Raw genomic sequence first — 20,988 nt, 5'->3', positions numbered from 1 at the left:
CAATGCGCGGTCTAAATCCCCATGTCATTCTTTCGCTTCTTCCGTCGACCTCAGAAAACCGAGCCAATCACGCGTCCCAAAATCGTACCGGTTCCGACACCTCCGGTTTTAGAGGAGAGAATACGGCCTGAATTGCGACAGCCATCTTCCGATGCAGGATTGGATATCCGTCGCTATTTTCACAATCAGCAGCATTTCCAATGCTACACGTCTTGGTTCGGGCATTGGGGCGGCTGGATCAGTGCGGGACATTGCCTGACCGAGGCGCAAGACCACCTGCCGGATTTCGCATCGGGTCAGTTCATTAAATGGCCCGATGGGCTGGATGCGGCGCTAGTAGATTGCAACCTACCTGAAATTCGCCCCACAGACCCTGTGATTGGACAAAACGTTATCATGAAGGGCTTTCCGGCAGGCAGCCGCACGATGGAGAGCCGGACAGGCCGCGTCTACCACCAACGGATGCCAGGCCAATATATTGCGCATATTTTCGAGCCGGATGAACCCGTCGTCACAGGCATGAGCGGCGGTCCCGTTCTGGACGCCAAGACAGGTCAACCCATCGGCATCATCATCACGCGGAATAGTCCAGCAGACCTCAATAATGATCGCGACCCCGATGAGAGTGCGGATTTCGTTGCGCTCTCATCCGTATGGGATGCCGTTAAGGCTGCGGGAACTTCCTGAATGTGGCGGTCCTCATAACTGCACCCGCATCGCGGTGCTTTGCGGCGGCCTGATAATCCGGTAGCGCGAAGAAGTGCTTGAGATGATCCATGTCGCGAAATTCCAGTAATACGGCTTTGTCACCTGGCATATCCGAGAACCGGCCAGCCTCATCATTACCAAGGACTTTCACACCTTCGCGCATGAAAATCGGCGTCGAGAGCTCAACATAGCGATTATACTCAGCCTTATCAGTATATTCGGCAGACGCAAAAACGAAGATAGACATAACGTCTCCTAGATGATGACCAATACGACCATGGCAAAGAACACGAGGGTCGAGAGAGAAAAGAGCGAGAAGCGGAGCATGACCTTACCCGCGCTGACCTGCACAAAACTATGCAGGACGCGTAACGCGACATAGGCCCAAGCGGCATAATGCAGATGATAGGAAATCTGCCCCGCAAATGTGGCATAGAACATCAGAGCATAGAAAATCGTCGGCTGCTCAAGGAGGTGATTATAGTTATGAGCGGAGGCCTGCACCGAGAGCGGCAGATCTTGTTTCCAAGACCCATCCGGTGATTTCGCGGTCTCAGGTGCAATTTTGGCTTTCTGCATCGCCGGTATCCGACGGGCATACATCAGCACCCAAATGAGCAACGTCCAGATAATGAGCGCCAGAACCGGTGCGAGAAAAGCTTTATCGGTCATATCAATCTCCCCAAATTTCGGCTTAGCTTAGCCCAATAAAAAAAGGCCTGCACGGTAAAACCGTGCAGGCCCGTCAAACAGTAAAAGGCGTTAGCCTTATGCCATGTTGATATTTTCAACGGCTGTTTTGCCGGTGCGCTGATTAACAGCTGTATCAAACATAACTTTATCGCCTTCGTTCAGGCCTTGAAGACCGGACTTTTGAAGCGCTGTGATATGAACAAACACGTCACCACTTCCGTCTTCGGGCTGAACAAAGCCGAAGCCTTTTGTTGTATTGAAGAATTTGACCGTACCGGCCTGCATTGCGTCGGACATGTAATTTTCCTTTCACGTCATATTGTGCGCGACCAACTGGGCCACGCGGTAGTCGAAAAAGGGAAATCAAATCTCACTCAGTTCGGTGCGGACGAAGCCTCACCTAGGCTGGCCGGGTCGTCAGGCCTATTCTCGATATTGGCCATATGGGCGTGATGCCATCGAAACACAAGACAAGTTTATGTGACAGTCACAGCCACGCCCATCCTGAGCCTAAAACTTCACCCGTGTTCCAACCGTGAGTGTCAATCCATCCGGATCATCATCCAGGTCTGCATTAAATCCATCATTTCCATTGGCAATAAAACGGCGCTCTGCGTCAATACCGTATGTTTTGAAGTAGCGACCCTCAACGAAGACATCGAATTTCTCAGTCGCATTCAGCGTTACACCTGCAGCTGAAACCGTTGCAAAGCCTGTATCCTGCCCTTGAGCGGCAAAAGTTGGCGCAGTTGCGACGCCGTTATTCGGGAAATACTGAATGTCGGAGTCAACCACGCCCAAGCCGATACCGCCGCCAATATAAGGCACAACGCGCTGATTATCTTTCCAACGAATGTCATTGTAAGAGTTGATGAGATAGAAAGTCTGAGATTGCTGACCAGAGAAGGTCTGATTTCCACCATTGAAGTTCCCGCCATCAACGTCCGACTCGAAATGGCTTATTTCCAGTTCTAAACGAGGTTGGAAGACATTCAGAAATTTAAACGGTAAGCGCCCGCCGACTGCTGCACCGTAATAAACATCTGAATCAAGATTAGCGCCAACATCGGCATTTGCACCCGCTGCACCGGGTACGCCCGCCGCAGGCTGCTGCGTACCCTCAAAATCGGCATCAAACGGAAAAGCTCCCCCAACAAAGCCGGACACATAGACGCCCGATCCATCAGCGGGTGTTTTATCGAAAATACCGGCCTGTGCGCCGGACGCGAAACTAAGAAGGGCTGCCGTGAAAATGGCAGTTTTGAAGGTGGAACGCATGATGTCTCTCTCTAATTAATGACGTTGAATGCGAGCGTGCGGTTAGGCCCATCCGATCAGAAAAACATGTCACGTCCTTTCAACTGGCCGTGAAAGAGATGTGAAAGCAATGTGAGGTGCAATTTAGAACAACTCACCCTGGCCGCTCACATGGCTTGGCACGCGGAAAAGACTGCGGTTCAATGGTTGACGGTCTTCTCGCGGGATGATGTCGTATTTCCGTTGTGCCATGCGATAGCGTTGCGTGATGAGTTGCGCGAATGGCGTACGCGGTTCGGCAACCCTCACCCAAGATGGGTCATAGTCACGACCGTTATTCATGACATGGATATGATGCAAAATGCGGCGTGCGCGGTTGGGTGCGTAAGTCTCCAGCCACTCTTTGAAAATCGGCGCGACTTCCTGCGGCAGGCGGAGGATTGTGAAAGCCGAGAACGTCGCCCCGTTATCCGCCGCCCGCGCCATGATGCCTTCCAGCTCGCTATCGTTCAGACCCGGGATCATAGGGCCGAGCATGATACCCGTCTGAATTCCGGCCTCTGACAGCTGGCGGATGGCGTCAAAACGCTTATCCGGCGTCGAAGTCCGGGGCTCCATCGCGCGGGCGAGGTGTCGATCCTGCGTTGTGATAGACATCATGACCCGCGTGATATTCTTTGCGCCCATCGGCGTCAGGAGATCGAGATCGCGCAGGACCAGCGCATTTTTCGTTAGGATGGAGACCGGATGATTGAAATCATGCAGGACCTGCACAATCCCGCGCATGATGCGCTGTTCCCGTTCGACGGGCTGGTAGGCGTCGGTATTCGTCCCGATCTGGATCGGGATGACCTTATATCTTGGGCGCGATAATTCCGCCGTCAGCAGTTCCGCCGCGCCAGGCTTGGCAAAGAGATTCGTCTCGAAATCCAACCCCGGCGAGAGGCCGTGATAGGCGTGGGTGGGCCGCGCAAAACAATAAGAGCAACCATGTTCGCAGCCGCGATAAGGATTGATCGACCGCGTCATAGCGACGTAGGGCGAGCGGATTTTATTGATGATCGTCTTTGGGAATTCCGGCGTGACCGTTGTGCGGCGGCGTGTCCGGTCCTCCTCCGGCAAGGCGTCCCAATCCTCATCCGTTTGCTCGCGACTTTCCGGCTCATACCGGCCCGAAGCGTTCCAGCGCGTGCCCCGCCCCTTTTCTCGCAGAGCGATATCACGGGATTGCGGTTTGAATGACAGAATATGCGGTTGGGCCATGGCGGGACTCCGAAAAGAGAGATATGATCCGCAAAGGCCCAAGAGGATCAATTGAGACAGATATAGGATTTTATTCCTTGTTCGCAAAGCCGGATTTCGACGCGGCTGTGGGTAAGTCGTTTTGAGTTGCACCGATTGCCAGCAAATCGGATGACCCCCTGTGCGCACGACAAAATCATCGTCCCATTTTTGCATAGCTTGGCTTCCCGAAGCTGTGTTCTCGAACCCGCGCGGCATCCTTACCTTCCGACACATGACACATATTGAACTCTTCGGCTTTGCCGCCGCGATCCTGACATCGCTCTCCTTCTTCCCCCAGGCCCTGCTCATCCTGCGCACGGGTGAGACGGCGGGAATCAGCCTCGTCATGTATTCCATGCTAACGACGGGGAAGGTCTGCTGGTTGACCTATGGCCTTCTCGTCACGAGTTGGCCACTGATCTGCGCCAATGTCGTGACGCTCTCCCTCGCCTCTCTCATTCTGACGATGACGGCGCGGGGTAGATTGTCTAAGCGGTCCCAAACCCACCCGGCGACAGCCTGACGAGGACCCGCATCATGGATCACATCACATTGCTCGGCTATGTCGCCGCCATTTTGACATCCCTGTCCTTCATTCCACAGGCTTGGCTCGTCATTCGTACGGGTCGCACGGACGGAATCAGCTTGCTGATGTATGCCGCCTTTACACTCGGTGTCGCGTGCTGGCTCATCTACGGCCTGTTCATTCAGGCCTTTCCAGTCGTCGCGGCCAATGCTGTCACCCTGACGCTGGCCGTCATCATCTTCACGGTCACGGCGCGAGAGCGCTGGGCGTCCCGCAACGCAATTCGCTAGCCCGCAATCAGCATATCATCATCCAGATAGGCCTCGGCCATAATCCGCAATCGCGGTGAAGGATTATCCGGCAGGGCCAGATGCACTGTGCCAGGCGACAGTTTCCGCACCTTCTCCCCAAATTCAAATCCGATGCCGAGGTTTAGCCAGACGGAGTAATCCTCAAATTCGCGCGCCTCGACCGGACGGTCCACATGAAGAAGGATGGTCTGGACAAGCGGGTCGGATTTCACCGCCTGAAAATATTTATAGACGATATCCGTCGGCCCCTCCGTAATGGCCAACGCCTGTTGCCGATTGGCAAAGACGCGACCCGTAATCTGCAACTGCTCACAAATCGAGACGCTCTGGCTCGAAACCTGATAGGCCATTTTCGGCGTCATCTCGTCCGCACAGGTCGAGGTATAGATATATTGAGAAATTGACACACCGCTACTTTAACGCCGCCCTGTTTCAAAGATGTGGGGAAATAGGGTTACTCAAATATTAATCCGGCTTTCGATAAATTGCGAGCCTTCAGAACAAGCGCCATCCCCCGCTGCCCCGGTTGAAATTTTGATTTCAACGTGGGTGACAGCCAAAGATATAAAAGCGGGACGTCCGCGTGGTGACCTCCGTGATGGAGACCAAAGATAGAAATGTTTTACACGAAGGCCAAGCGCATGAGGTCTGAGGAGAGGTCGGCGATACCGTTACATCTTCCAAATCTCAGCTTTGTCGGTCTTTAAGCGACAAAGCCCTGCACTCTGCATATTTAGCTCACGCCAAATACGCCGCCACACGGCGGTGCGTCTCCAACGGCGGCCTTACTTGACTGCGGGTGTCTAAACCCGTCAGGCGCTCGCGGCTGGGCTCCTCCACATCCGCGTTACCGAATGCTTCTAAGCACACCGTCCTTCGATACCAGAAAGCCAACGATCTCTTGCCTGTCCCATGTCCGAAAGAACGAGTTTGAATATAGGGGCAAACGGAAAACCGGGGATCATTCTCTTGGAATGGGGTCTAATACCCTGATTTCACTTATGTCTCAGTCCGCTATATATGCGGATTAAGTTGAGCGGCCTTAAACCGCCCCGAAAAGACAGAGTGTAAAAGACATGAAACGATATAGCCTTAGCCTGACTCTCGCGGTTTTACTGCTTTCGGCCTGTTCAAAACAGCCATCAGCGGCAGATAAACCTCGCGTGGCTGCTCCCGATTATGCGACCGCCGCGCTTGATCTCTCCACGCCCGAAAACACGGCCTATTCCATGATGGTCGCCATGTATCGCGGCGATACGGATATGGTGGATGCGGTCTTCGCGGAGGGTGGAACCCTTCTCCGCTTACGCCCCGAAGGCACAATCGCCAGAGACGGCCTGCCCCGCTGGCGCGACTGGGTCGGCACGTTAGAGGTCGGCTACGCCCATGAAGAGCTATTTGAGATGAAGGTCGAGCGTTTCGGAAAACTCGCCACCGTCTGGGCTCCTTTTGTGATTGACGTGGACGGCAAACGCGTCGGATGCGGCGTCAATCAATTCACAATGACCAAGATGGATGACGGGTGGCGCATTGTGTCAGGCATGGACGTCCAAGCACCGAAGGACAGCTGCGGGACGTTTAAAGCGAATTATAAAAACGAGACCTGATAAGCAGCGTCACGACCGATGCGCCCAGCGCAAGGCAAAGGGGTGAGTAATAAAGGCGGTTGAGCGTAAGAAACGGCTCTTCCGGGGTGATACCCGCCCAAAATGGCGTGAAGCCGATAATACCGCGCGCCAGCAAAACCAAGGCAAACCCTGCTCCCAAAATTTGGAATATCCAGATGGGGATGGACGCCAAACGCACGGCTCCGCCAAGGCTCAAGACAATCACCGCCCCAATCAACAAAGCCACAGTAACGAAACTACAGGCCCAGAAATTCGGCATTTGCGTAATGCCCTTCGCTCCGACCACAGCCCGCGCGAGGCTGGCTTCGTCTTTGGCGGGCCAATAAACGTTAATCCCCCAAAGCAAATGGAACAGCGCGATGAGAAGCAGAATAGCCGCCGTGATTTGGGAGAGGAGCGTCACAGATTATCGCCGAGCCTAACTCGCGCCCATGCAAAAGGCGTTGAGCTTATGCCCGTCCAAATCCCGGAAATAGGCCGCATAAAACCCGCCGCCGCGTAGTCCCGGTTCACCTTCGCAGGTTCCGCCCAGCGAGAGCGCCAGATCGTAAATCCGTTTCACATGGGTTTGGTCATTGGCCAGTAACGCCACCATACTGCCATTCCCGACGGACATGGGATTGCCGTCATGCGGATGAATAATGGACAGCCCGGCCTTATCCCCCGGTTTGCCCCACGCGATAAACCCATCCTCCTCCGACCCCATCATGCGGGGCGTGTCCATTTCAGCGGCGATGGCGTCGTAGAAGGCCGCTCCGCGTGCGATGTCTGAAGTTCCCAGGGTTATGTATCCGATCATGGTTTGGGCTCCTGTCTGGGTCGGGAGAGCATGACTAAAAACCTGTAATTTAGCAAGGTGCGAGAATTTGGGATTAAAATTGGATTCTAACCAGAGCGAAGCGAGACCGAGTTCAATGCCTTTCCCACTCTTGTGTCCTGCAATAATATTATCTCGATACGTTGCCTGATAAAGCGATTTGTGAGGCCTTCATCAATACTTGATCATCAAAACCGGAACTCGCAACATCCGGCACAACCCCAATTCCGTCAATACCGACACCATTTGCGACAAACATCTTTTCGGAAGTAATCTTCAATGCTCCGTAGCGCCCGCCATCTATCGGAATCACTGTTTGTACAACTCCTTTCCCTGCGGTTTGTTCACCCACAATAATCGCTCGATTTCGCGCTTGCATCGACAATGTAAAGAGCTCAGCGCCTGATCCAGTGAACTCATTTACTACAATAATGATAGGCCGCTCCTGCATTACATCGCCTTTTTCCGCAGTGTATTTTTTAATGTTTTTGATACCTCGACCTTGAGTATAGAAAATCTCACCCCCGTCCAAAAATAAGTCTGCCATATCAGAGCATGAGACTAGGAGGCCTCCACCATTTCCTCTTAGATCAATAATAAGGCTCTCTAAAGGACCATCTGGAGACGCGTTTAGAATTTTTAATAAAGGACTAACATCCTCAACAGTTGAACTGTTAAAACTTCTAATTTGAACAACTACGACGTTATCTTTGCGATGGAAAGTTACATTTTTTTCTGTATTTATTTCGCGAGTGAATTTTATTGTTCGTCCAACACCGCCCCGTTCAAAACGCACCGAAACTTCACTTCCGGGTTCACCCCTTAAGCTTTGTGCTATTCCCAAACCCTTTAACCTCGAAACAATCTTCTCATTAATCGCAAGAATTTGATCACCGGGAAGAATGTTATTTCGAGCAGCCGGTGAATTTGTCCTTACTCTGGAAACAAAATACTTTTCATCGGCAACCATTATGCTCAAACCAATGTCAGCATCGTCACTAGAACTATTTAATCTCAAAGCTCGAAAACGATCCTTTTCAATATACTCACTTCGGGGGTCGAGCCTTGCAACAGCGTCATGTATTAACGTAGGCAAATCTTTTTCAGATGTACTGACTTCATCAAAGTAATCATCATTAATCCAATCAGTTTCACCAATATAGTTCTTAGAAATTTGCCCTAAAACTGTCCCAAAAATTTCATATTTTTCAAGGCGTGGATCATCCTCAGCTATAGTGGCGCAGGCAGACAAAACAAACAGGCAAAAAAACACTAAAGTCCGCATGTTGAAACTCCTTGATGTTTTCTGATCGAACGACAAGCGATTTCGAACTATAAAATTAAATTGAAAAAAAATCAGTCAATCGGCTCGCGTTGCGTGCCGTCCTCGCTGAGATAAATCTCCCCGCCAAGTTCCTTAAACTTCTCGGACATCTCATCCATGCCAGCTTGAGCCTCATCCGGATAAAGCGCGGCGCGTTCATTATCGCTCAACCCTGCCGCATATTCCCGCACTTCCCGCGTAATCTCCATGGAGCAGAACTTTGGGCCGCACATGGAGCAGAAATGCGCGGTTTTATGTGCGTCTTTGGGGAGGGTTTGGTCGTGGTAATCTCTCGCCGTTTCGGGGTCGAGGGCGAGGTTGAATTGATCTTCCCAGCGGAATTCGAACCTTGCCCGGGAGAGGGCATCGTCGCGAATTTGCGCGGCCGGATGGCCTTTGGCGAGGTCGGCGGCGTGGGCGGCGAGTTTATAGGTGATCACGCCGACTTTGACATCGTCGCGATCCGGCAGGCCGAGATGTTCTTTCGGCGTGACGTAGCAGAGCATGGAGGTCCCGAACCAGCCGATCATCGCCGCGCCAATGCCCGACGTGATATGGTCATAACCCGGCGCGATATCCGTTGTCAGCGGCCCGAGCGTGTAGAACGGGGCTTCGCCGCATTCGCGGAGTTGCTTCTCCATATTGACCTTGATCTTGTGCATCGGGACGTGGCCCGGGCCTTCGATCATAACTTGGCAGCCCTTTTTCCACGCGATTTGCGTCAGCTCACCGAGTGTTTCCAGTTCCGCAAATTGCGCGCGGTCATTGGCGTCTGCAACCGCGCCCGGGCGGAGGCCGTCCCCGAGGCTGAACGTCACGTCATAGGCGCGCATGATGTCGCAAATCTCACTGAATTTTGTATAGAGGAAGCTCTCCTCGTGACGGGCCAGCATCCATTTCGCCATGATCGAGCCACCGCGCGAAACGATGCCGCAAACGCGGTTCGCCGTTAGATGGATATAGGCGAGGCGCACGCCCGCATGGATGGTGAAATAATCCACGCCCTGCTCGCATTGTTCGATCAGCGTATCGCGGTAGATTTCCCAGGTCAGGTCTTCGGCGACACCGTTGACCTTTTCCAGCGCCTGATAAATCGGCACCGTCCCGATGGGCACGGGCGAATTGCGGATGATCCATTCGCGCGTGTTATGGATGTTGCGGCCCGTGGACAGGTCCATGACGTTGTCCGCACCCCAACGCGTCGCCCAGACCATCTTCTCGACCTCTTCCTCGACAGAGCTTGCCACGGCGGAGTTGCCGATATTGGCATTGATTTTCACGAGGAAATTGCGACCAATGATTTGCGGCTCCAACTCCGGATGGTTGATATTGGACGGGATGACGGCGCGGCCGCGGGCGATCTCGCTGCGGACGAATTCCGGCGTGACAAAGGCGGGGATCTCCGCGCCAAAGCTCTCGCCCGCATCGACACGGGCTTGGGCCTCGTCGAGTTGTGCCTGCCGCCCGAGATTTTCGCGCTCGGCGACATAGATCATCTCTTTCGTGATGATTCCCGCTTTGGCGAATTCATATTGTGTGACGGGGGCGTCACCGACGCCGCGCAGGGGTTGGTTTTTGACCGGAAACTCACGGGCGAGGAAGCGGCCCGTCGCGCCGCCATTATCTTCGGGCTTAACATCGCGGCCCTCGTAAAATTCCACGCCGCCGCGTTCCAGCACCCAGTCTGTGCGGGGCCGCGCGAGGCCCTTCTCCACATCAATCGTGACACTCTCATCCGAATATGGACCGGACGTGTCATAGACGGGCACGGGCGGCTCATTTGCCGTCGGGTGCAGCGCGATAGAACGGTGCGGAACGGACAGCGTCGGGTCGGCTTTCGGATGCGTATAGATCTTGGTCGAGGCCGGCAGCGCACCGGTCGTGACTTCGGGCGTTTGGAACTCGGATTGGTTGACGGGCTTGTTCATAGGTTTTCTTCTTCTTTTTTAAGCGTAATTAAAAGCGCTTCGACATGTTTAGGATTTTCGATTCCGGAAAAGGCTCGCATTTGAAGTAAATTCATGCCTCTGAAAAAAAATGATCGAGATTCGGATGTTACAAATTCAATAGTCCCGAAATCAGACTTCCCAGACCGCTCAATTCGATTTATCTGCCCATGAAAGATGCTAGAAACGCGGCACATGATAAATTTTGAAATCAAGATACTTCTTTGATTTGTAACTGCGTAGACCTGACCCGTTCTAATTTTTACTACGGCAAGAACAAAAGCCAACATTCCAAATCCAAAAATAGGGAAAATAGATAAAAAGAGTAAGTACTCTTTCAAACCTACAGTTTTTGGCACATCGTTCACGGTTATTTTAAATGTCTCCGAACCCGAAAAAAAAGTTGGTAAAGTTATAAGCGCAACCATGAAAAGCCAAAAGACTAAAAACCCAACAATTCCTTTTTCTAAAATGGTCATTGCCATTTTCCGGCTCTTGTCCGCCCACAGCAAACGTTCGCCACTATGAAGCTCGGCTTCTACCAAGGACATAACATCTGCATTAATCATCACAGCGGTCATTCCCCAAACCGTATCAACTCACTCGTGACCTCACCGTCAGCATCGACACTCACGCGGTAAAGCCGGTCATATTCCGTGGCCTCAACAATCGGCGCTCCGCCATCTCCGCCGAGTAATTCCGTCAGTTGTGGCGTCGTGTTGCTGTGGCCGACGACGAGATGTGTGCCGCCTTCGGCCTGGAGTTGCGCGGCGAGTGTTGGGAGGTCGCGCGGGTCGTAGAGTTCGACATCCAGCCCCAACCGCTTCGCCAGCGGCGCTGCGGTATCGCGGGTGCGGACATAATCGCTGGAATGTATGCGGTCGATGCCCGCATCGGTCAGTTTTTCGGCCAACAGCTCCGCCCTCGCCTTTCCAGCCTCGGTCAGGCCGGGGTCGGTCTGTTCCGTCGTCTTCTCCGCATGGCGGACCAAATAGACTTCCAGCGCGGGATCAGCGGCAATATCGGAGCACGCAGCCAGCACGGCGACACAGAGCAACGCAAATAAACGTATCAGTAGCTTTAACATGGCGCGTCAATCCTCTTATCTGGAGGATGCCCGCACAAGACCCTCTTGTGGAAAGACACCGTCCTTACGTCCGTCGCCTGTTAGAGCTTCCGGCATCAAGTTCAAAGGGTACGTCTCGGCCCGACTCAAATCTGGTCAGGCGCCCCTCGGTCAATCATGTTCGTGACAGAAGTTCCGCGGATGCGCAAGGTTCAGCTGCGCTTATCGCAATGCCGCAACCAGAGAAAAAGCGCGCCCATGGCTGCGAAACCCAAGGTAAAACCCGGCGCAAGGGCCAAGAGTTCAATCCGTAACTCAGTGGTCAATTGAAGAAGGCTCATGGCTATGATCAAACATGTCAGACCGATGACAGCAGAATAGAGGACGAGAAAGAGGGCCGCCAGAAATGAGTTTTGTCCGTTCACACCTTTGATTGGAGCACACAAACCGGTGTCGCAACCCCGAAAACAATCATTTATCGCAATCGAATTCGGTGTTCGTAACCGAACATTCACATCTAGTTGCTAGACGAGTTCTCCGGTGTGGGACCGACCTATAATTTTGAAAGATCTCATACGTGATTTTCCAACTGATCTATACTTGCGCACTCCAAAGCACTGTCTCCTGTCAGGATTTGGCAGAGATCGCTAAAAAATCTGCCGTCGCAAACGAAGCCCGTAACATTACAGGCATGCTGCTCTGTAAAGACGGTTCAGTCCTGCAAGTTCTTGAAGGTCAAAAGGAAGACGTGGAAGTTCTGTATGACAAAATCCAAAAGGATAATCGCGTGACCAATCTCATTGTCCTCCTTCAACGCATGGCGGAAAAACGGGAATTTCCGGAATGGTCAATGGGATATCGCAACGCCAGTGACGGGGGAGAGGCCTTTGACCTTTCGGCCATATCCATGCCCGAGGCTTTGCCCACTGAACCCAGCGAAGAATTAAGAACTATCAGCCGGACATTTGCACGGGTGAACGGGATTTCCGCCGCCTGAACCACCGAATTAACGGGCGTTCGACAAGGGTGTGTAAGACACCCGACGCGATCAAGCTGAACGCGATTGCGGCAAGGCTGAAAATAATAATCGCGAGACCGCCGCCTCCGAGCATGTTACTCAACCCAAGCTCTTCCAAGCCCCGCTTCATCGCGATCAACACGATATAATGAATGAGATAAAGTGCGTAAGACCAATCGCCTAACTGGATCAGCCATTTCGGGACGGAAACGCCTCCTGACAAAGCCAGTACCGTACTGCCCCAGACTAAGAAAATCATGGCAGGACCATATATAACCGTCCGGATGAGATGATGATCTTCTGCGGCAAAGCGGATGTTAAAAACCATAGCCAATGTGAGCCAAGCCAAACCGACCAAGAAGATCGCACGTCCCATGTGTTGGGAAACGGGCGGACGGTTCAGCAGCATCCAAGCAACAATAGCGCCGCCTATGAATTCCAAGTTTAGGGGACTGGTGATCAGTTTACGAACCGCTTGCTCCGCCTCAATAGCGCCTGAGAAAGCGTAATGAATCATTGTTGCAAACGCCCAAAGAAGAAGCGCCGGGATTAAATATTTCTTGGGCAACACTAAAATCACAGTGAAGACCAAATAGAACCACATTTCGTGGATGAGGGTCCAACCCAATCCCAAAAGGGGCGGATTTTCTTGGGGAAACAGGGCGAAAGATTTCAACGCATAGGCCCAAGCCTCTCCGGGTCCGGACACCCGGTCGGGCGCGGCAGGCATATTGTAAGCCAGCATGAAATAAACCAGCATAATACCGGCACATATCCACCAGAGCGGATAAATGCGGGTCACACGACGCCAGAGAAAATCCGCTGAGGACCTGATGGACGGTGCAATATCACGCGTCGTCCACACCATAATGAAGCCGGAAACAACAAAGAACAAGTCAACGCCTGCCCAGCCCTGATCCCAGGGACCTGCCGGAAAGCCGGACTGTCCAGTGAAAATGCCGTCCCGGATGAACAGCGCGAGGTGGTAGAATAAAACGGACAGTGCCGCGACACCGCGCAGGGCTTGAATATTGTCCAATCGCCGCGGCAATTGAGGTGACGTTTCAATACTCATGTCACCCTCCGATCTGTCGTAACATGAGGAGGGTCTTAGCGTTACGCGCAGCGCAATACTATATGTGGCGCGGTGAAAGCCTTACTCGAAATAATAACCCGCATCTTCGCCCGCATCAGAACGACGATAGACACGCGTTCCCGCCATCAAGTCATGCAGGGCCTGCTTATGCTTTGTGTGATGGGTTATGATATAGGGAATATAGAATGGCACGATGCCGGATAAAATTTTGCCGAGGCCCCGCAGAGCCGCTTTGCCCAGCCCCAATGGCTCACCATAATTATCTGTGACAATCAGGCCCGTCGCTTTTTTCCCAACAGTTCCCTGCCAAGACGAGCTTTCCAGGATGATGCCGTAACCAACCCATAAGAGGATCAACATCAGCGTTAGGAGACCGCCTTGCTCAACACGTGGCGTTTGCCCTGACATCATTTCATGCGCGAACATCAAAACAAATGTCAGAATGACAAGGATCGTGAAATCAATTATCGCCGAGATATATCGCATCCAAACAGCCGGGCGCACGCGAGCTACATTCACAGTCATGTCACCACGCGAACTCGTAGACGGTGCCGTCTGTGTCGTAATATTTTGTGGATTATACCCTGCATAGCCTGAGCTTGCGCCATGACTATAGGCCGAGGCCGTCGCAGTCGTCATATTCCGATTTGCAGGCGCCAATCCAGATTGACGTTTTCCAAATGACATGACTAAGCTCCCTCAACTAGGGTCAAGAGTAATCGTTTAAGATTTAAAAACAGTGGCAAGAGAGGGTTAATCAACCTCTTAAATTAAAATCGTGCCCCGAAGATAGGTCACAGCAGGCCCTGCAATTTCGACGCGGTCGGCTTTAACACTGACCTTTAAATCACCCCCACGGGGGCTGGCTTGGCGGGCGAGCATTTTGCGCTTGCCCAAAATATTCCCCCAATACGGGCCCAGTGCTGCGTGTGCCGACCCCGTAACGGCGTCCTCATCAATGCCTTCTGCAGGCACAAAGAAACGGGAGGTGAAATCATAATCACCCTGCCCTGCGGCGGTCAGGCCCACACCGTGATTTGAAAGCGGCAGGATAGCGGAAAAATCAGGTTTGAAGTTGACGATATCGGCGACTGTCTCTGCCACCACATATAAGTTTGGTCCCGCCTCAAATGCCGCCGAGAGCGGCATGGGGAATGCCTGACGCATGGCAACCGATAGCTCCACCTCTTTGGCTTCGGCAATCGGGGCTTCCAACACATAATCCGGATCGTCCACCCTAACCCTGAGCCGCCCAATTTTCGCGTGGAACACAAACGGGTCGGAGAGATTCAATGCTTCTTTCAACACATGCGCGGTCGCAATTGTCGCGTGGCCGCAAAAGTCGATTTCCACGCTTGGGGTGAACCAACGCAGGTCGTATTCTCCGTCTTCGCGCAGGACGCAAAAGGCTGTTTCAGCTAGATTGTTTTCAGCGCCAATCGACTGCATTACCGAATCATCTAGGAATCTATCTAAGACAATAACGGCAGCAGGGTTGCCTTCGAACACTTGCGTGGCGAAAGCGTCAACCTGATAAAGTGAGAGTTCCGTCACTTACAATGATTGCGGTCAGAGGATGGCAGGCTATCAATAAATTTTACGATGTCCGATTTCAAATTTGTATCACCATCAAAATGGCGAGAGAGGACTTTGACGACATCTGTATGGCTTTGGCCCGGATAGACTTCGACGACGGCCTCACCGCCTCTTGCTATGACTTTTTCTGCGAGCGCCTGCGAATTTTTGGGATAGACGGTCGTATCAGACTCGCCGTGGCCCAGAAAAAGTGGTGGCGTCGGGCTCGTCACATTATTTAGCGCAGCGTCCTCACCTGTAAAACGGTCCGGGAAAATCTCTATCAGGCGTTCGCTTTCTAGCGGAACAATTCCGGTTGGCGCAGCTAAAGCGACAACGCCCGCGACAGTCTCGCATAGCTTTACTTCGGCATTCCTCAAATACTCATCCCGCAGGGCCAACATGAGGACGTTATACGCCCCCGCAGAGTGACCCATCAGAACGATTTTCCGGTCCGGAAACGTCTTCGCAGTCTCGGCGACAGCACGCGCATTATCATTCAGGAAGTTCGGAAATTTCGCCTCGGGGTAAAGCGTGTAATTCGGAACAACGATATCATACCCAGATTTGGTGAAACCCTCCGCGAGGAACTTATAAATGTCCTTCGATCCGCTATCCCAAGACCCGCCATGCACGAACATGAGGACAGGTGCATCCGCCTTTGGTTCATCCGCGCGGTAAATGTCCATAACATCACGTTCGCCCGTGCCAAAGGACACATTCTTTGTCCGATCAAAGGTCGAAGCCGGCGTAATTCCATTGAGGATAGCCACAGGTGCACAGGCGGCCAGCGCAAAGGCAGATGCCAGGACTAGGGATAATTTCGTTTTCATCAGTCTCTTTCCAGAGGTTTGTTTTGCTTCTGCCTAACTACGCCCCAATCTAAAAGGACGTTTCACCAAAACACATATTTTCTGATCTTAGAGAACGTGTGAGTCAGGATCATACGCAGGTCAAATGACAGGGCTGTAATTATTAACTGTCCACCTGCGGTTTGCGGAAGATCAGGCGTAGCATAAAAGCCAAAATTGCCAATAAAAGGATTGAAATAGCGCCTTTAAGAGATTGCGGGATTTCCCAGTCACCACTGATTGATGCATTATCAGCGTTGGGGTTCAAACTTGTATAAACCGTCATACCCATCCGGTCGCGGGCCTTATTGATCGCGGCCATATCTGTTTTGACATCGGCGAGATTGATGTGATCTTTTTTGGTGCGGTAACTATAGGTTTCTCGGTAAATCGTATTCCCGTCTTTATTCCACTCATTCAGTTCAAGATAGGAAAAGGCCTCTCCCTCAAACTCATATTTATCATCATCAAAATCATAGTCATCATTGGCAAGATATTCGACCGTATGACGAGTTCTTACGGGATATTCGAGGGCGAAATCAGTGACCCGGTCTGCCCCGTTAAATTTAGGAAAATCGGCTCTAAGCTCATAGGGTGATGCGCGAAATGTCTTCCGGTTCTCTTCCGCATTTTCGGTCCAGGCTTCGGGAATTTTGAAACCTGTTTTCAGGGTCGCAATCGCCTTTTCCTCATCCGTGATCAACTGCATCTCCTCGGCCACTTCAATGGTCGGGTAAATATCGCGGTAATAATCAAGCAGCGCCTTCTCAACTGCAGCCATACCGTCACCATTGACCCAATCCACGGTACTATCGGCCTGTTCGCCAACATATTTCAGAACATTTGTGAAGGTGATGGTGTCAGGATCAGAAATCAGATCAAAACTATCGGTAAAATCTTTCGTCCACTCCGGCAGACTGTCCGGCAGGTCAATCACCGCTGAATTATCCTCACGCAGGAGAAGTCCTCTTCCGTATGCATCCTGCGCATAATGGTCGATATCGCCCAATTGTGGTGAGCGTGTTGGGTCCATGACATAGAATTGATCCGCAATATTTGCCAAAACCACAACGTGATCAAACGCGGCATGATTGGGAAGCGCATCAAAAACACCCCCCAATTCATCTGTAGACACAAGCATAGGGTCTGCAGAAACCCCAAGTTCCTGAAGGAGTGAGAGGAGTAAAAGCGTGACGTCCTTACAGTCTCCAAATTTTCTGTCTAACACCAGATCAGGCGCACGCGGTTTGTAACCGCTCTGCCCCATCTCTAACCCCAAATATCGAATATTGCGTTGGACATAATCCAGCGCCGCACGGGCTTGTGCGCCCGCATCCGCTGTCTCGGCCCGAATATCGGCGGCAATTCTTTTGATCTCATCCGATTGACTGCGGATGTAATAGGGCGCAAAAACATTGCCGACATCAGACCAGTTATCATAGCTGGAGATTTCTTGAATGGGATAACTATAGCTCCACTTGGGAACATCGTCATCTGCAACAAAAGCAGGCACATCATCGCGAATATAGCTGACAATCGTGACGCCATTATCTTGCCGGGTGATCCGTGGCTCAACCGCGCCTAGATGCAATTTCGTATAGACAGGCAGCCCATCCTCCACCCGTAATATTGAATGAATACGTTGTTCGGGTGACGCATATTCTTGGATTTGACTTTGAAAAAACCCCTCCCCCAAGCCCGGGTTTTTACCTGACACCGTGTAAGAATAATCCAACTTATCCCCGGCCCGAAGATCGGTTAAACTCAAACTCAATGTCAGACGACCATTATAAATGAGTTTATCTCTATCCGTCTCAGTCCGAAAAATTTCGAAATCATCAAAATCAAGACGATCACTCACGATACCATCGCGCACAACGTGGATATGGTGGAAAATTATGGATTGATAGCCCGGATCGAAACCGATTGAAATGGTCCCATTATCCTCAACCGCCCCCGTCGTCAGCAGGTCCATAATAAAGTGACGATACCTCTCCTGCTCCGTCTTTCCAACGCGCTTCTGAAAGCTCGTCAGGCGGTAAGCAATTTTCAAACGGGAGGCCGCCTCGAATTCACCGGGTGGACTGTCTTGAAGTTCCACCCAATCTGGCGGCGGCGCAATTTTGGCATGATCCGTTACGGACTGCGCTTGGCCTATGTTTGCAGATAATATGCAAAGTAAAAATAACGCCAAATAGATGACGCCGCGTTTCAGTCCCTGTCCCATAAACAGGGTTTAAACGGATAGACGAAGACGACAAGCTTGGAACCTGTAAAAATAAGGGTGTATTTCTAGCTATCTCGGGTTAGCTGTACCACATGTCCGAAATCAAAAACCTGACCCTTCATCATTATCCCCTTTCCCGTTCCGCGCGGGTGAAATGGCTCTTGCATGAAATGCGGGGCGAAGATTTCGAGGTTCATCGCGTAGCCCTGCGGCAGGGGGGGCAATATACGCCGGAATATCTGGCGAAGAACCCGAACCACGCCGTGCCTGTCCTCGAAGTGACCTATGCCGATGGATCAGAACAGGTCATTTTCGAATCCATGGCAATCCTGACTTGGCTGGCAGATTTGGACGACAGATTTGCGCCGAAACCAAGCGATCTGAAAGCCCGTGCAGACTATCTGCAAATCTTGGCACTGGGCGGATCGTGGATGGACCAGATGCTTTGGAATATCCGCCTGCATGAAAACATCCTACCCAAAGCCGCCCGTAATGCGGCCTTCGCGCAATTCAATCGGGATAAAATCGAGAATGAAATCACGCCGCAACTCGTCGCACGTCTTTCTGAGAATGCGTTTATTTGCGGCGAGACATTTACCGCCGCAGATTGCCTGACGGGGCAGAATTTGAATTGGGCGCGGGCTTATGGTCTCTGCGCCAATCCCGTCTTGAAAGACTATATGAAACGCATGAAATCGCGCCCCGCCTTCCAACTGGCATTCGCTGACGCAAAGGATTTTGAAGGATGAAGCTGGGACAGACGGATATCACCATTGGCAAGATTGCCTTCGGCTGTTGGCGTTTTGCCGAACATGATGTGAAGACCGCGGACGGCCTCATCAGGGCGGCGCTGGATAATGGCATGACCCTCATCGACACGGCTGATATTTACGGCTTTGGTGAACCGCGCGGCTTTGGCGGAGCGGAAGAATTGCTGGGCGAAGTCTTGTCGGCGTCACCAAAACTACGAGGGCAAATGGTCCTCACGACGAAGGGCGGTATTGACGCCGTTCGACCCTATGACAGTTCCTATCGCTATATCATGGACGCGATGGACGCGTCGCTGACGCGTTTGAAAACGGATTTTGTCGACCTCTACCAAATCCATCGTCCCGACCTGTCCACACCCTTTGCGGAAACTGCGCGGGCCTTGAACGAAATCGTCGCCTCGGGCAAGGCGCGGTCCATCGGGGTGTCCAACTTTACCGTCGCCCAGACCCGCGCCCTCCAAGCCCATCTGGAAACGCCCATCGCGACATTGCAGCCCGAATTTTCGGCCCTGCAACAGGACCCGATCACGGACGGGACATTGGATTACGCAATGGAAACGGGCGCGACTGTGCTGGGCTGGTCCCCGCTTGGGGGCGGAAAAATTCCGACCGAAGAGGGCCCCGTCCAAACGGCACTCGATAAAATCGCCACCGCCTACGGCGTCTCGCGCAGCGTCACCGCCCTCGCCTTTACCCGTGCACATGGCGCAAATGTCGTTCCCATTATCGGCACGCAAAAAGTCGAACGCATCGCGGAGTCCGCCTATGCCGCGCAGATCAATCTAATGGGCCGCGAATTTTACGATGTGATTGAGGCCTATCGCGGCGAAGGCATGCCCTGATGACAACTTACGCCATTATCGGCGCCGGCATGATGGGACGGGAACATATCGCCAATCTGGCGCTCGTGCCCTGTGCGGAACTCATCGCCCTCGCAGATCCAGATGCAGGCTCCCGCAAATGGTCGGGTCATGACGCCGGAGAAGACGTTCAAGTCTTTGAGGATTACATGACAATGATGCGCGAGGTTCAGCCCGACGCCGTCATCATCGCCGCGCCGAACTTCCGCCACTTTGAGATCATCAATGACATCGCGGAATTCGGGGCCGCCCTTCTAATTGAAAAACCACTGGCGACGACGGTTGAGGATGCGCAACAGCTCGCCGCTCTCGCAGACACCTACCCCAACCTGTTCTGGGTGGGCCTCGAATATCGTTATATGCCGCCTATCACGGCTTTTATTGAGCAAGTTCATTCAGGTCTCACAGGACCGGTAAAAATGCTGACCTTTCGCGAACATCGTTTTCCGTTCTTGCCAAAGGTCGGGAATTGGAACCGATTTTCGGAAAATACGGGCGGAACATTGATTGAGAAATGTTGTCACTTTTTCGACCTTATGCGTGTGATTTTACAGAGTGACCCGATCCGCGTTTATGCGAGTGGCGGGATGGATGTGAACCATCTGGACGAGCGCTATGAGGGACGGAGACCAGATATTCTCGACAATGCCTATGTTATGCTGGATTTTGAAAACGGGGCGCGGGCAGTCCTCGAACTCTGCATGTTTGCAAACTTAACCCATCAGGAAGAACGGTTACATGTCGTTGGACCGGAAGGACGACTGTCTGTCTCCATTCCGGAAGCCATATTGGAGTGGTCTCCTCTTCGCGGTGAAGGGTATTCGCGTGAAATTGAAACGCCCGCAGAAGCCCTCTCTGCAGGCGATCATCACGGCGCGACCTATTTCCAATTACTGGATTTCCACCGCGCTTTGACTGAAAAAGGCAAAGCAACGGTCACGGCAGAAGACGGACTCTGGTCGGTCAAAATCGGCGGCGCCGCGCATCAATCAATTGAAACGGGATTGCCCGTCCATATAGGCGAATGAGAT

Annotated in this window: 26 protein-coding genes; 8 read left to right on the top strand and 18 right to left on the bottom strand. The window is 52.3% G+C overall.

Annotated features, from left to right (window positions below):
* Positions 1 to 21: 21 nt before the first annotated feature.
* Complete coding sequence (locus ACP9M6_RS08450; protein ID WP_427450201.1) at positions 22 to 687, top strand: S1 family peptidase; 666 nt, start codon at positions 22 to 24, stop codon at positions 685 to 687.
* Here the strand turns inward: ACP9M6_RS08450 and ACP9M6_RS08445 are convergent.
* From ACP9M6_RS08445 to ACP9M6_RS08425, 5 genes are all read right to left on the bottom strand, one after another.
* Positions 665 to 955 carry a DUF1330 domain-containing protein gene (locus ACP9M6_RS08445; RefSeq protein ID WP_427450199.1) on the bottom strand — a complete coding sequence of 97 codons (291 nt, stop codon included), beginning with the start codon at positions 953 to 955 and terminating at the stop codon, positions 665 to 667. The genes ACP9M6_RS08450 and ACP9M6_RS08445 overlap by 23 nt on opposite strands.
* 8 nt (positions 956 to 963) lie before the next feature.
* Positions 964 to 1,380 (bottom strand): MAPEG family protein, encoded by a 417-nt coding sequence (locus tag ACP9M6_RS08440; RefSeq protein ID WP_427450197.1) that lies wholly within the window; start codon positions 1,378 to 1,380, stop codon positions 964 to 966.
* 96 nt (positions 1,381 to 1,476) lie between these two features.
* Positions 1,477 to 1,686 carry a cold-shock protein gene (locus ACP9M6_RS08435; protein WP_427454771.1) on the bottom strand — a complete coding sequence of 70 codons (210 nt, stop codon included), beginning with the start codon at positions 1,684 to 1,686 and terminating at the stop codon, positions 1,477 to 1,479.
* A 225-nt stretch (positions 1,687 to 1,911) separates the two neighbouring features.
* Complete coding sequence (locus ACP9M6_RS08430) at positions 1,912 to 2,679, bottom strand: hypothetical protein (RefSeq protein WP_427450195.1); 768 nt, start codon at positions 2,677 to 2,679, stop codon at positions 1,912 to 1,914.
* A 123-nt stretch (positions 2,680 to 2,802) separates the two neighbouring features.
* Positions 2,803 to 4,116: a PA0069 family radical SAM protein gene (locus ACP9M6_RS08425; RefSeq protein ID WP_427450194.1), complete on the bottom strand. Its 1,314-nt coding sequence runs from the start codon at positions 4,114 to 4,116 to the stop codon at positions 2,803 to 2,805.
* 58 nt (positions 4,117 to 4,174) lie between these two features.
* Between ACP9M6_RS08425 and ACP9M6_RS08420 the strand changes: the two genes are divergently transcribed.
* Together ACP9M6_RS08420 and ACP9M6_RS08415 are read left to right on the top strand one after the other, a co-directional pair.
* Entirely contained in the window at positions 4,175 to 4,465 is a 291-nt protein-coding gene (locus ACP9M6_RS08420) for a SemiSWEET family sugar transporter (protein WP_427450192.1), read from the top strand.
* 14 nt (positions 4,466 to 4,479) lie between these two features.
* A complete protein-coding gene (locus ACP9M6_RS08415) occupies positions 4,480 to 4,758 on the top strand; it encodes a SemiSWEET transporter (RefSeq protein WP_427450190.1) in 279 nt (92 codons plus the stop codon).
* Here ACP9M6_RS08415 and ACP9M6_RS08410 read toward each other — a convergent pair.
* Positions 4,755 to 5,186, bottom strand: a complete 432-nt coding sequence (locus ACP9M6_RS08410; RefSeq protein WP_427450188.1) for a BLUF domain-containing protein — start codon at positions 5,184 to 5,186, stop codon at positions 4,755 to 4,757. The two genes, ACP9M6_RS08415 and ACP9M6_RS08410, sit on opposite strands and share 4 nt — an antisense overlap.
* A 669-nt stretch (positions 5,187 to 5,855) precedes the next feature.
* Here ACP9M6_RS08410 and ACP9M6_RS08405 point away from each other — a divergent pair.
* Entirely contained in the window at positions 5,856 to 6,386 is a 531-nt protein-coding gene (locus tag ACP9M6_RS08405) for a hypothetical protein (protein ID WP_427450186.1), read from the top strand.
* On the opposite strand, the gene ACP9M6_RS08400 is transcribed toward ACP9M6_RS08405, so the two are convergent.
* The 7 genes from ACP9M6_RS08400 to ACP9M6_RS08370 all read right to left on the bottom strand — a co-directional run bounded on the left by ACP9M6_RS08400 (position 6,358) and on the right by ACP9M6_RS08370 (position 11,985).
* Positions 6,358 to 6,810 carry a DUF3995 domain-containing protein gene (locus ACP9M6_RS08400; RefSeq protein ID WP_427450185.1) on the bottom strand — a complete coding sequence of 151 codons (453 nt, stop codon included), beginning with the start codon at positions 6,808 to 6,810 and terminating at the stop codon, positions 6,358 to 6,360. The genes ACP9M6_RS08405 and ACP9M6_RS08400 overlap by 29 nt on opposite strands.
* Positions 6,811 to 6,825: 15 nt before the next feature.
* Positions 6,826 to 7,206 carry a VOC family protein gene (locus tag ACP9M6_RS08395; RefSeq protein WP_427450183.1) on the bottom strand — a complete coding sequence of 127 codons (381 nt, stop codon included), beginning with the start codon at positions 7,204 to 7,206 and terminating at the stop codon, positions 6,826 to 6,828.
* A gap of 148 nt (positions 7,207 to 7,354) precedes the next feature.
* Positions 7,355 to 8,509: a S41 family peptidase gene (locus tag ACP9M6_RS08390; RefSeq protein WP_427450181.1), complete on the bottom strand. Its 1,155-nt coding sequence runs from the start codon at positions 8,507 to 8,509 to the stop codon at positions 7,355 to 7,357.
* A gap of 71 nt (positions 8,510 to 8,580) precedes the next feature.
* The gene (gene thiC, locus ACP9M6_RS08385; protein ID WP_427450178.1) at positions 8,581 to 10,476 is read right to left on the bottom strand and encodes a phosphomethylpyrimidine synthase ThiC; all 1,896 of its coding nucleotides are present in this window, start codon (positions 10,474 to 10,476) and stop codon (positions 8,581 to 8,583) included.
* The gene (locus ACP9M6_RS08380; protein ID WP_427450176.1) at positions 10,473 to 11,075 is read right to left on the bottom strand and encodes a hypothetical protein; all 603 of its coding nucleotides are present in this window, start codon (positions 11,073 to 11,075) and stop codon (positions 10,473 to 10,475) included. The genes thiC and ACP9M6_RS08380 overlap by 4 nt, the downstream gene beginning before the upstream one ends.
* Complete coding sequence (locus ACP9M6_RS08375) at positions 11,072 to 11,581, bottom strand: phosphoglycerate mutase family protein (RefSeq protein WP_427450175.1); 510 nt, start codon at positions 11,579 to 11,581, stop codon at positions 11,072 to 11,074. The genes ACP9M6_RS08380 and ACP9M6_RS08375 overlap by 4 nt, the downstream gene beginning before the upstream one ends.
* Positions 11,582 to 11,772: 191 nt before the next feature.
* Positions 11,773 to 11,985 carry a hypothetical protein gene (locus ACP9M6_RS08370; protein WP_427450173.1) on the bottom strand — a complete coding sequence of 71 codons (213 nt, stop codon included), beginning with the start codon at positions 11,983 to 11,985 and terminating at the stop codon, positions 11,773 to 11,775.
* A 152-nt stretch (positions 11,986 to 12,137) separates the two neighbouring features.
* Here ACP9M6_RS08370 and ACP9M6_RS08365 point away from each other — a divergent pair, with 152 nt between their 5' ends.
* On the top strand, positions 12,138 to 12,557 hold the full coding sequence (locus tag ACP9M6_RS08365; protein ID WP_427450172.1) for a BLUF domain-containing protein: 420 nt from the start codon (positions 12,138 to 12,140) through the stop codon (positions 12,555 to 12,557).
* Here the strand turns inward: ACP9M6_RS08365 and ACP9M6_RS08360 are convergent.
* From ACP9M6_RS08360 to ACP9M6_RS08340, 5 genes are all read right to left on the bottom strand, one after another.
* Entirely contained in the window at positions 12,514 to 13,653 is a 1,140-nt protein-coding gene (locus tag ACP9M6_RS08360; RefSeq protein ID WP_427450170.1) for an acyltransferase family protein, read from the bottom strand. The two genes, ACP9M6_RS08365 and ACP9M6_RS08360, sit on opposite strands and share 44 nt — an antisense overlap.
* Before the next feature lie 81 nt (positions 13,654 to 13,734).
* On the bottom strand, positions 13,735 to 14,361 hold the full coding sequence (locus ACP9M6_RS08355) for an RDD family protein (RefSeq protein WP_427450168.1): 627 nt from the start codon (positions 14,359 to 14,361) through the stop codon (positions 13,735 to 13,737).
* Between the two features lie 78 nt (positions 14,362 to 14,439).
* Positions 14,440 to 15,228 carry a PhzF family phenazine biosynthesis protein gene (locus ACP9M6_RS08350; protein WP_427450166.1) on the bottom strand — a complete coding sequence of 263 codons (789 nt, stop codon included), beginning with the start codon at positions 15,226 to 15,228 and terminating at the stop codon, positions 14,440 to 14,442.
* Positions 15,225 to 16,082: an alpha/beta hydrolase gene (locus ACP9M6_RS08345; protein WP_427450165.1), complete on the bottom strand. Its 858-nt coding sequence runs from the start codon at positions 16,080 to 16,082 to the stop codon at positions 15,225 to 15,227. The genes ACP9M6_RS08350 and ACP9M6_RS08345 overlap by 4 nt, the downstream gene beginning before the upstream one ends.
* A gap of 142 nt (positions 16,083 to 16,224) precedes the next feature.
* Positions 16,225 to 18,327, bottom strand: a complete 2,103-nt coding sequence (locus ACP9M6_RS08340; RefSeq protein ID WP_427450163.1) for a DUF3857 domain-containing protein — start codon at positions 18,325 to 18,327, stop codon at positions 16,225 to 16,227.
* Positions 18,328 to 18,419: 92 nt separating this feature from the next.
* On the opposite strand from ACP9M6_RS08340, the gene ACP9M6_RS08335 reads away from it, so the two are divergent.
* Genes ACP9M6_RS08335 through ACP9M6_RS08325 form a run of 3 tightly spaced genes read left to right on the top strand, consistent with a single transcriptional unit; the run spans position 18,420 to position 20,985 of the window.
* Entirely contained in the window at positions 18,420 to 19,076 is a 657-nt protein-coding gene (locus tag ACP9M6_RS08335; RefSeq protein ID WP_427450161.1) for a glutathione S-transferase family protein, read from the top strand.
* Complete coding sequence (locus tag ACP9M6_RS08330; protein ID WP_427450159.1) at positions 19,073 to 19,939, top strand: aldo/keto reductase; 867 nt, start codon at positions 19,073 to 19,075, stop codon at positions 19,937 to 19,939. Before ACP9M6_RS08335 ends, ACP9M6_RS08330 begins: the two co-directional genes overlap by 4 nt.
* Positions 19,939 to 20,985: a Gfo/Idh/MocA family protein gene (locus tag ACP9M6_RS08325; protein WP_427450157.1), complete on the top strand. Its 1,047-nt coding sequence runs from the start codon at positions 19,939 to 19,941 to the stop codon at positions 20,983 to 20,985. Before ACP9M6_RS08330 ends, ACP9M6_RS08325 begins: the two co-directional genes overlap by 1 nt.
* The last annotated feature ends 3 nt before the right edge of the window (positions 20,986 to 20,988 follow it).

Origin of the sequence: Litorimonas sp. WD9-15 (assembly GCF_050271975.1) — a bacterium.
GTDB lineage: Bacteria > Pseudomonadota > Alphaproteobacteria > Caulobacterales > Maricaulaceae > Litorimonas.
The sequence above is the reverse complement of the archived record's forward strand: the minus strand, read 5'-3'. Positions and strand labels throughout refer to the sequence as shown.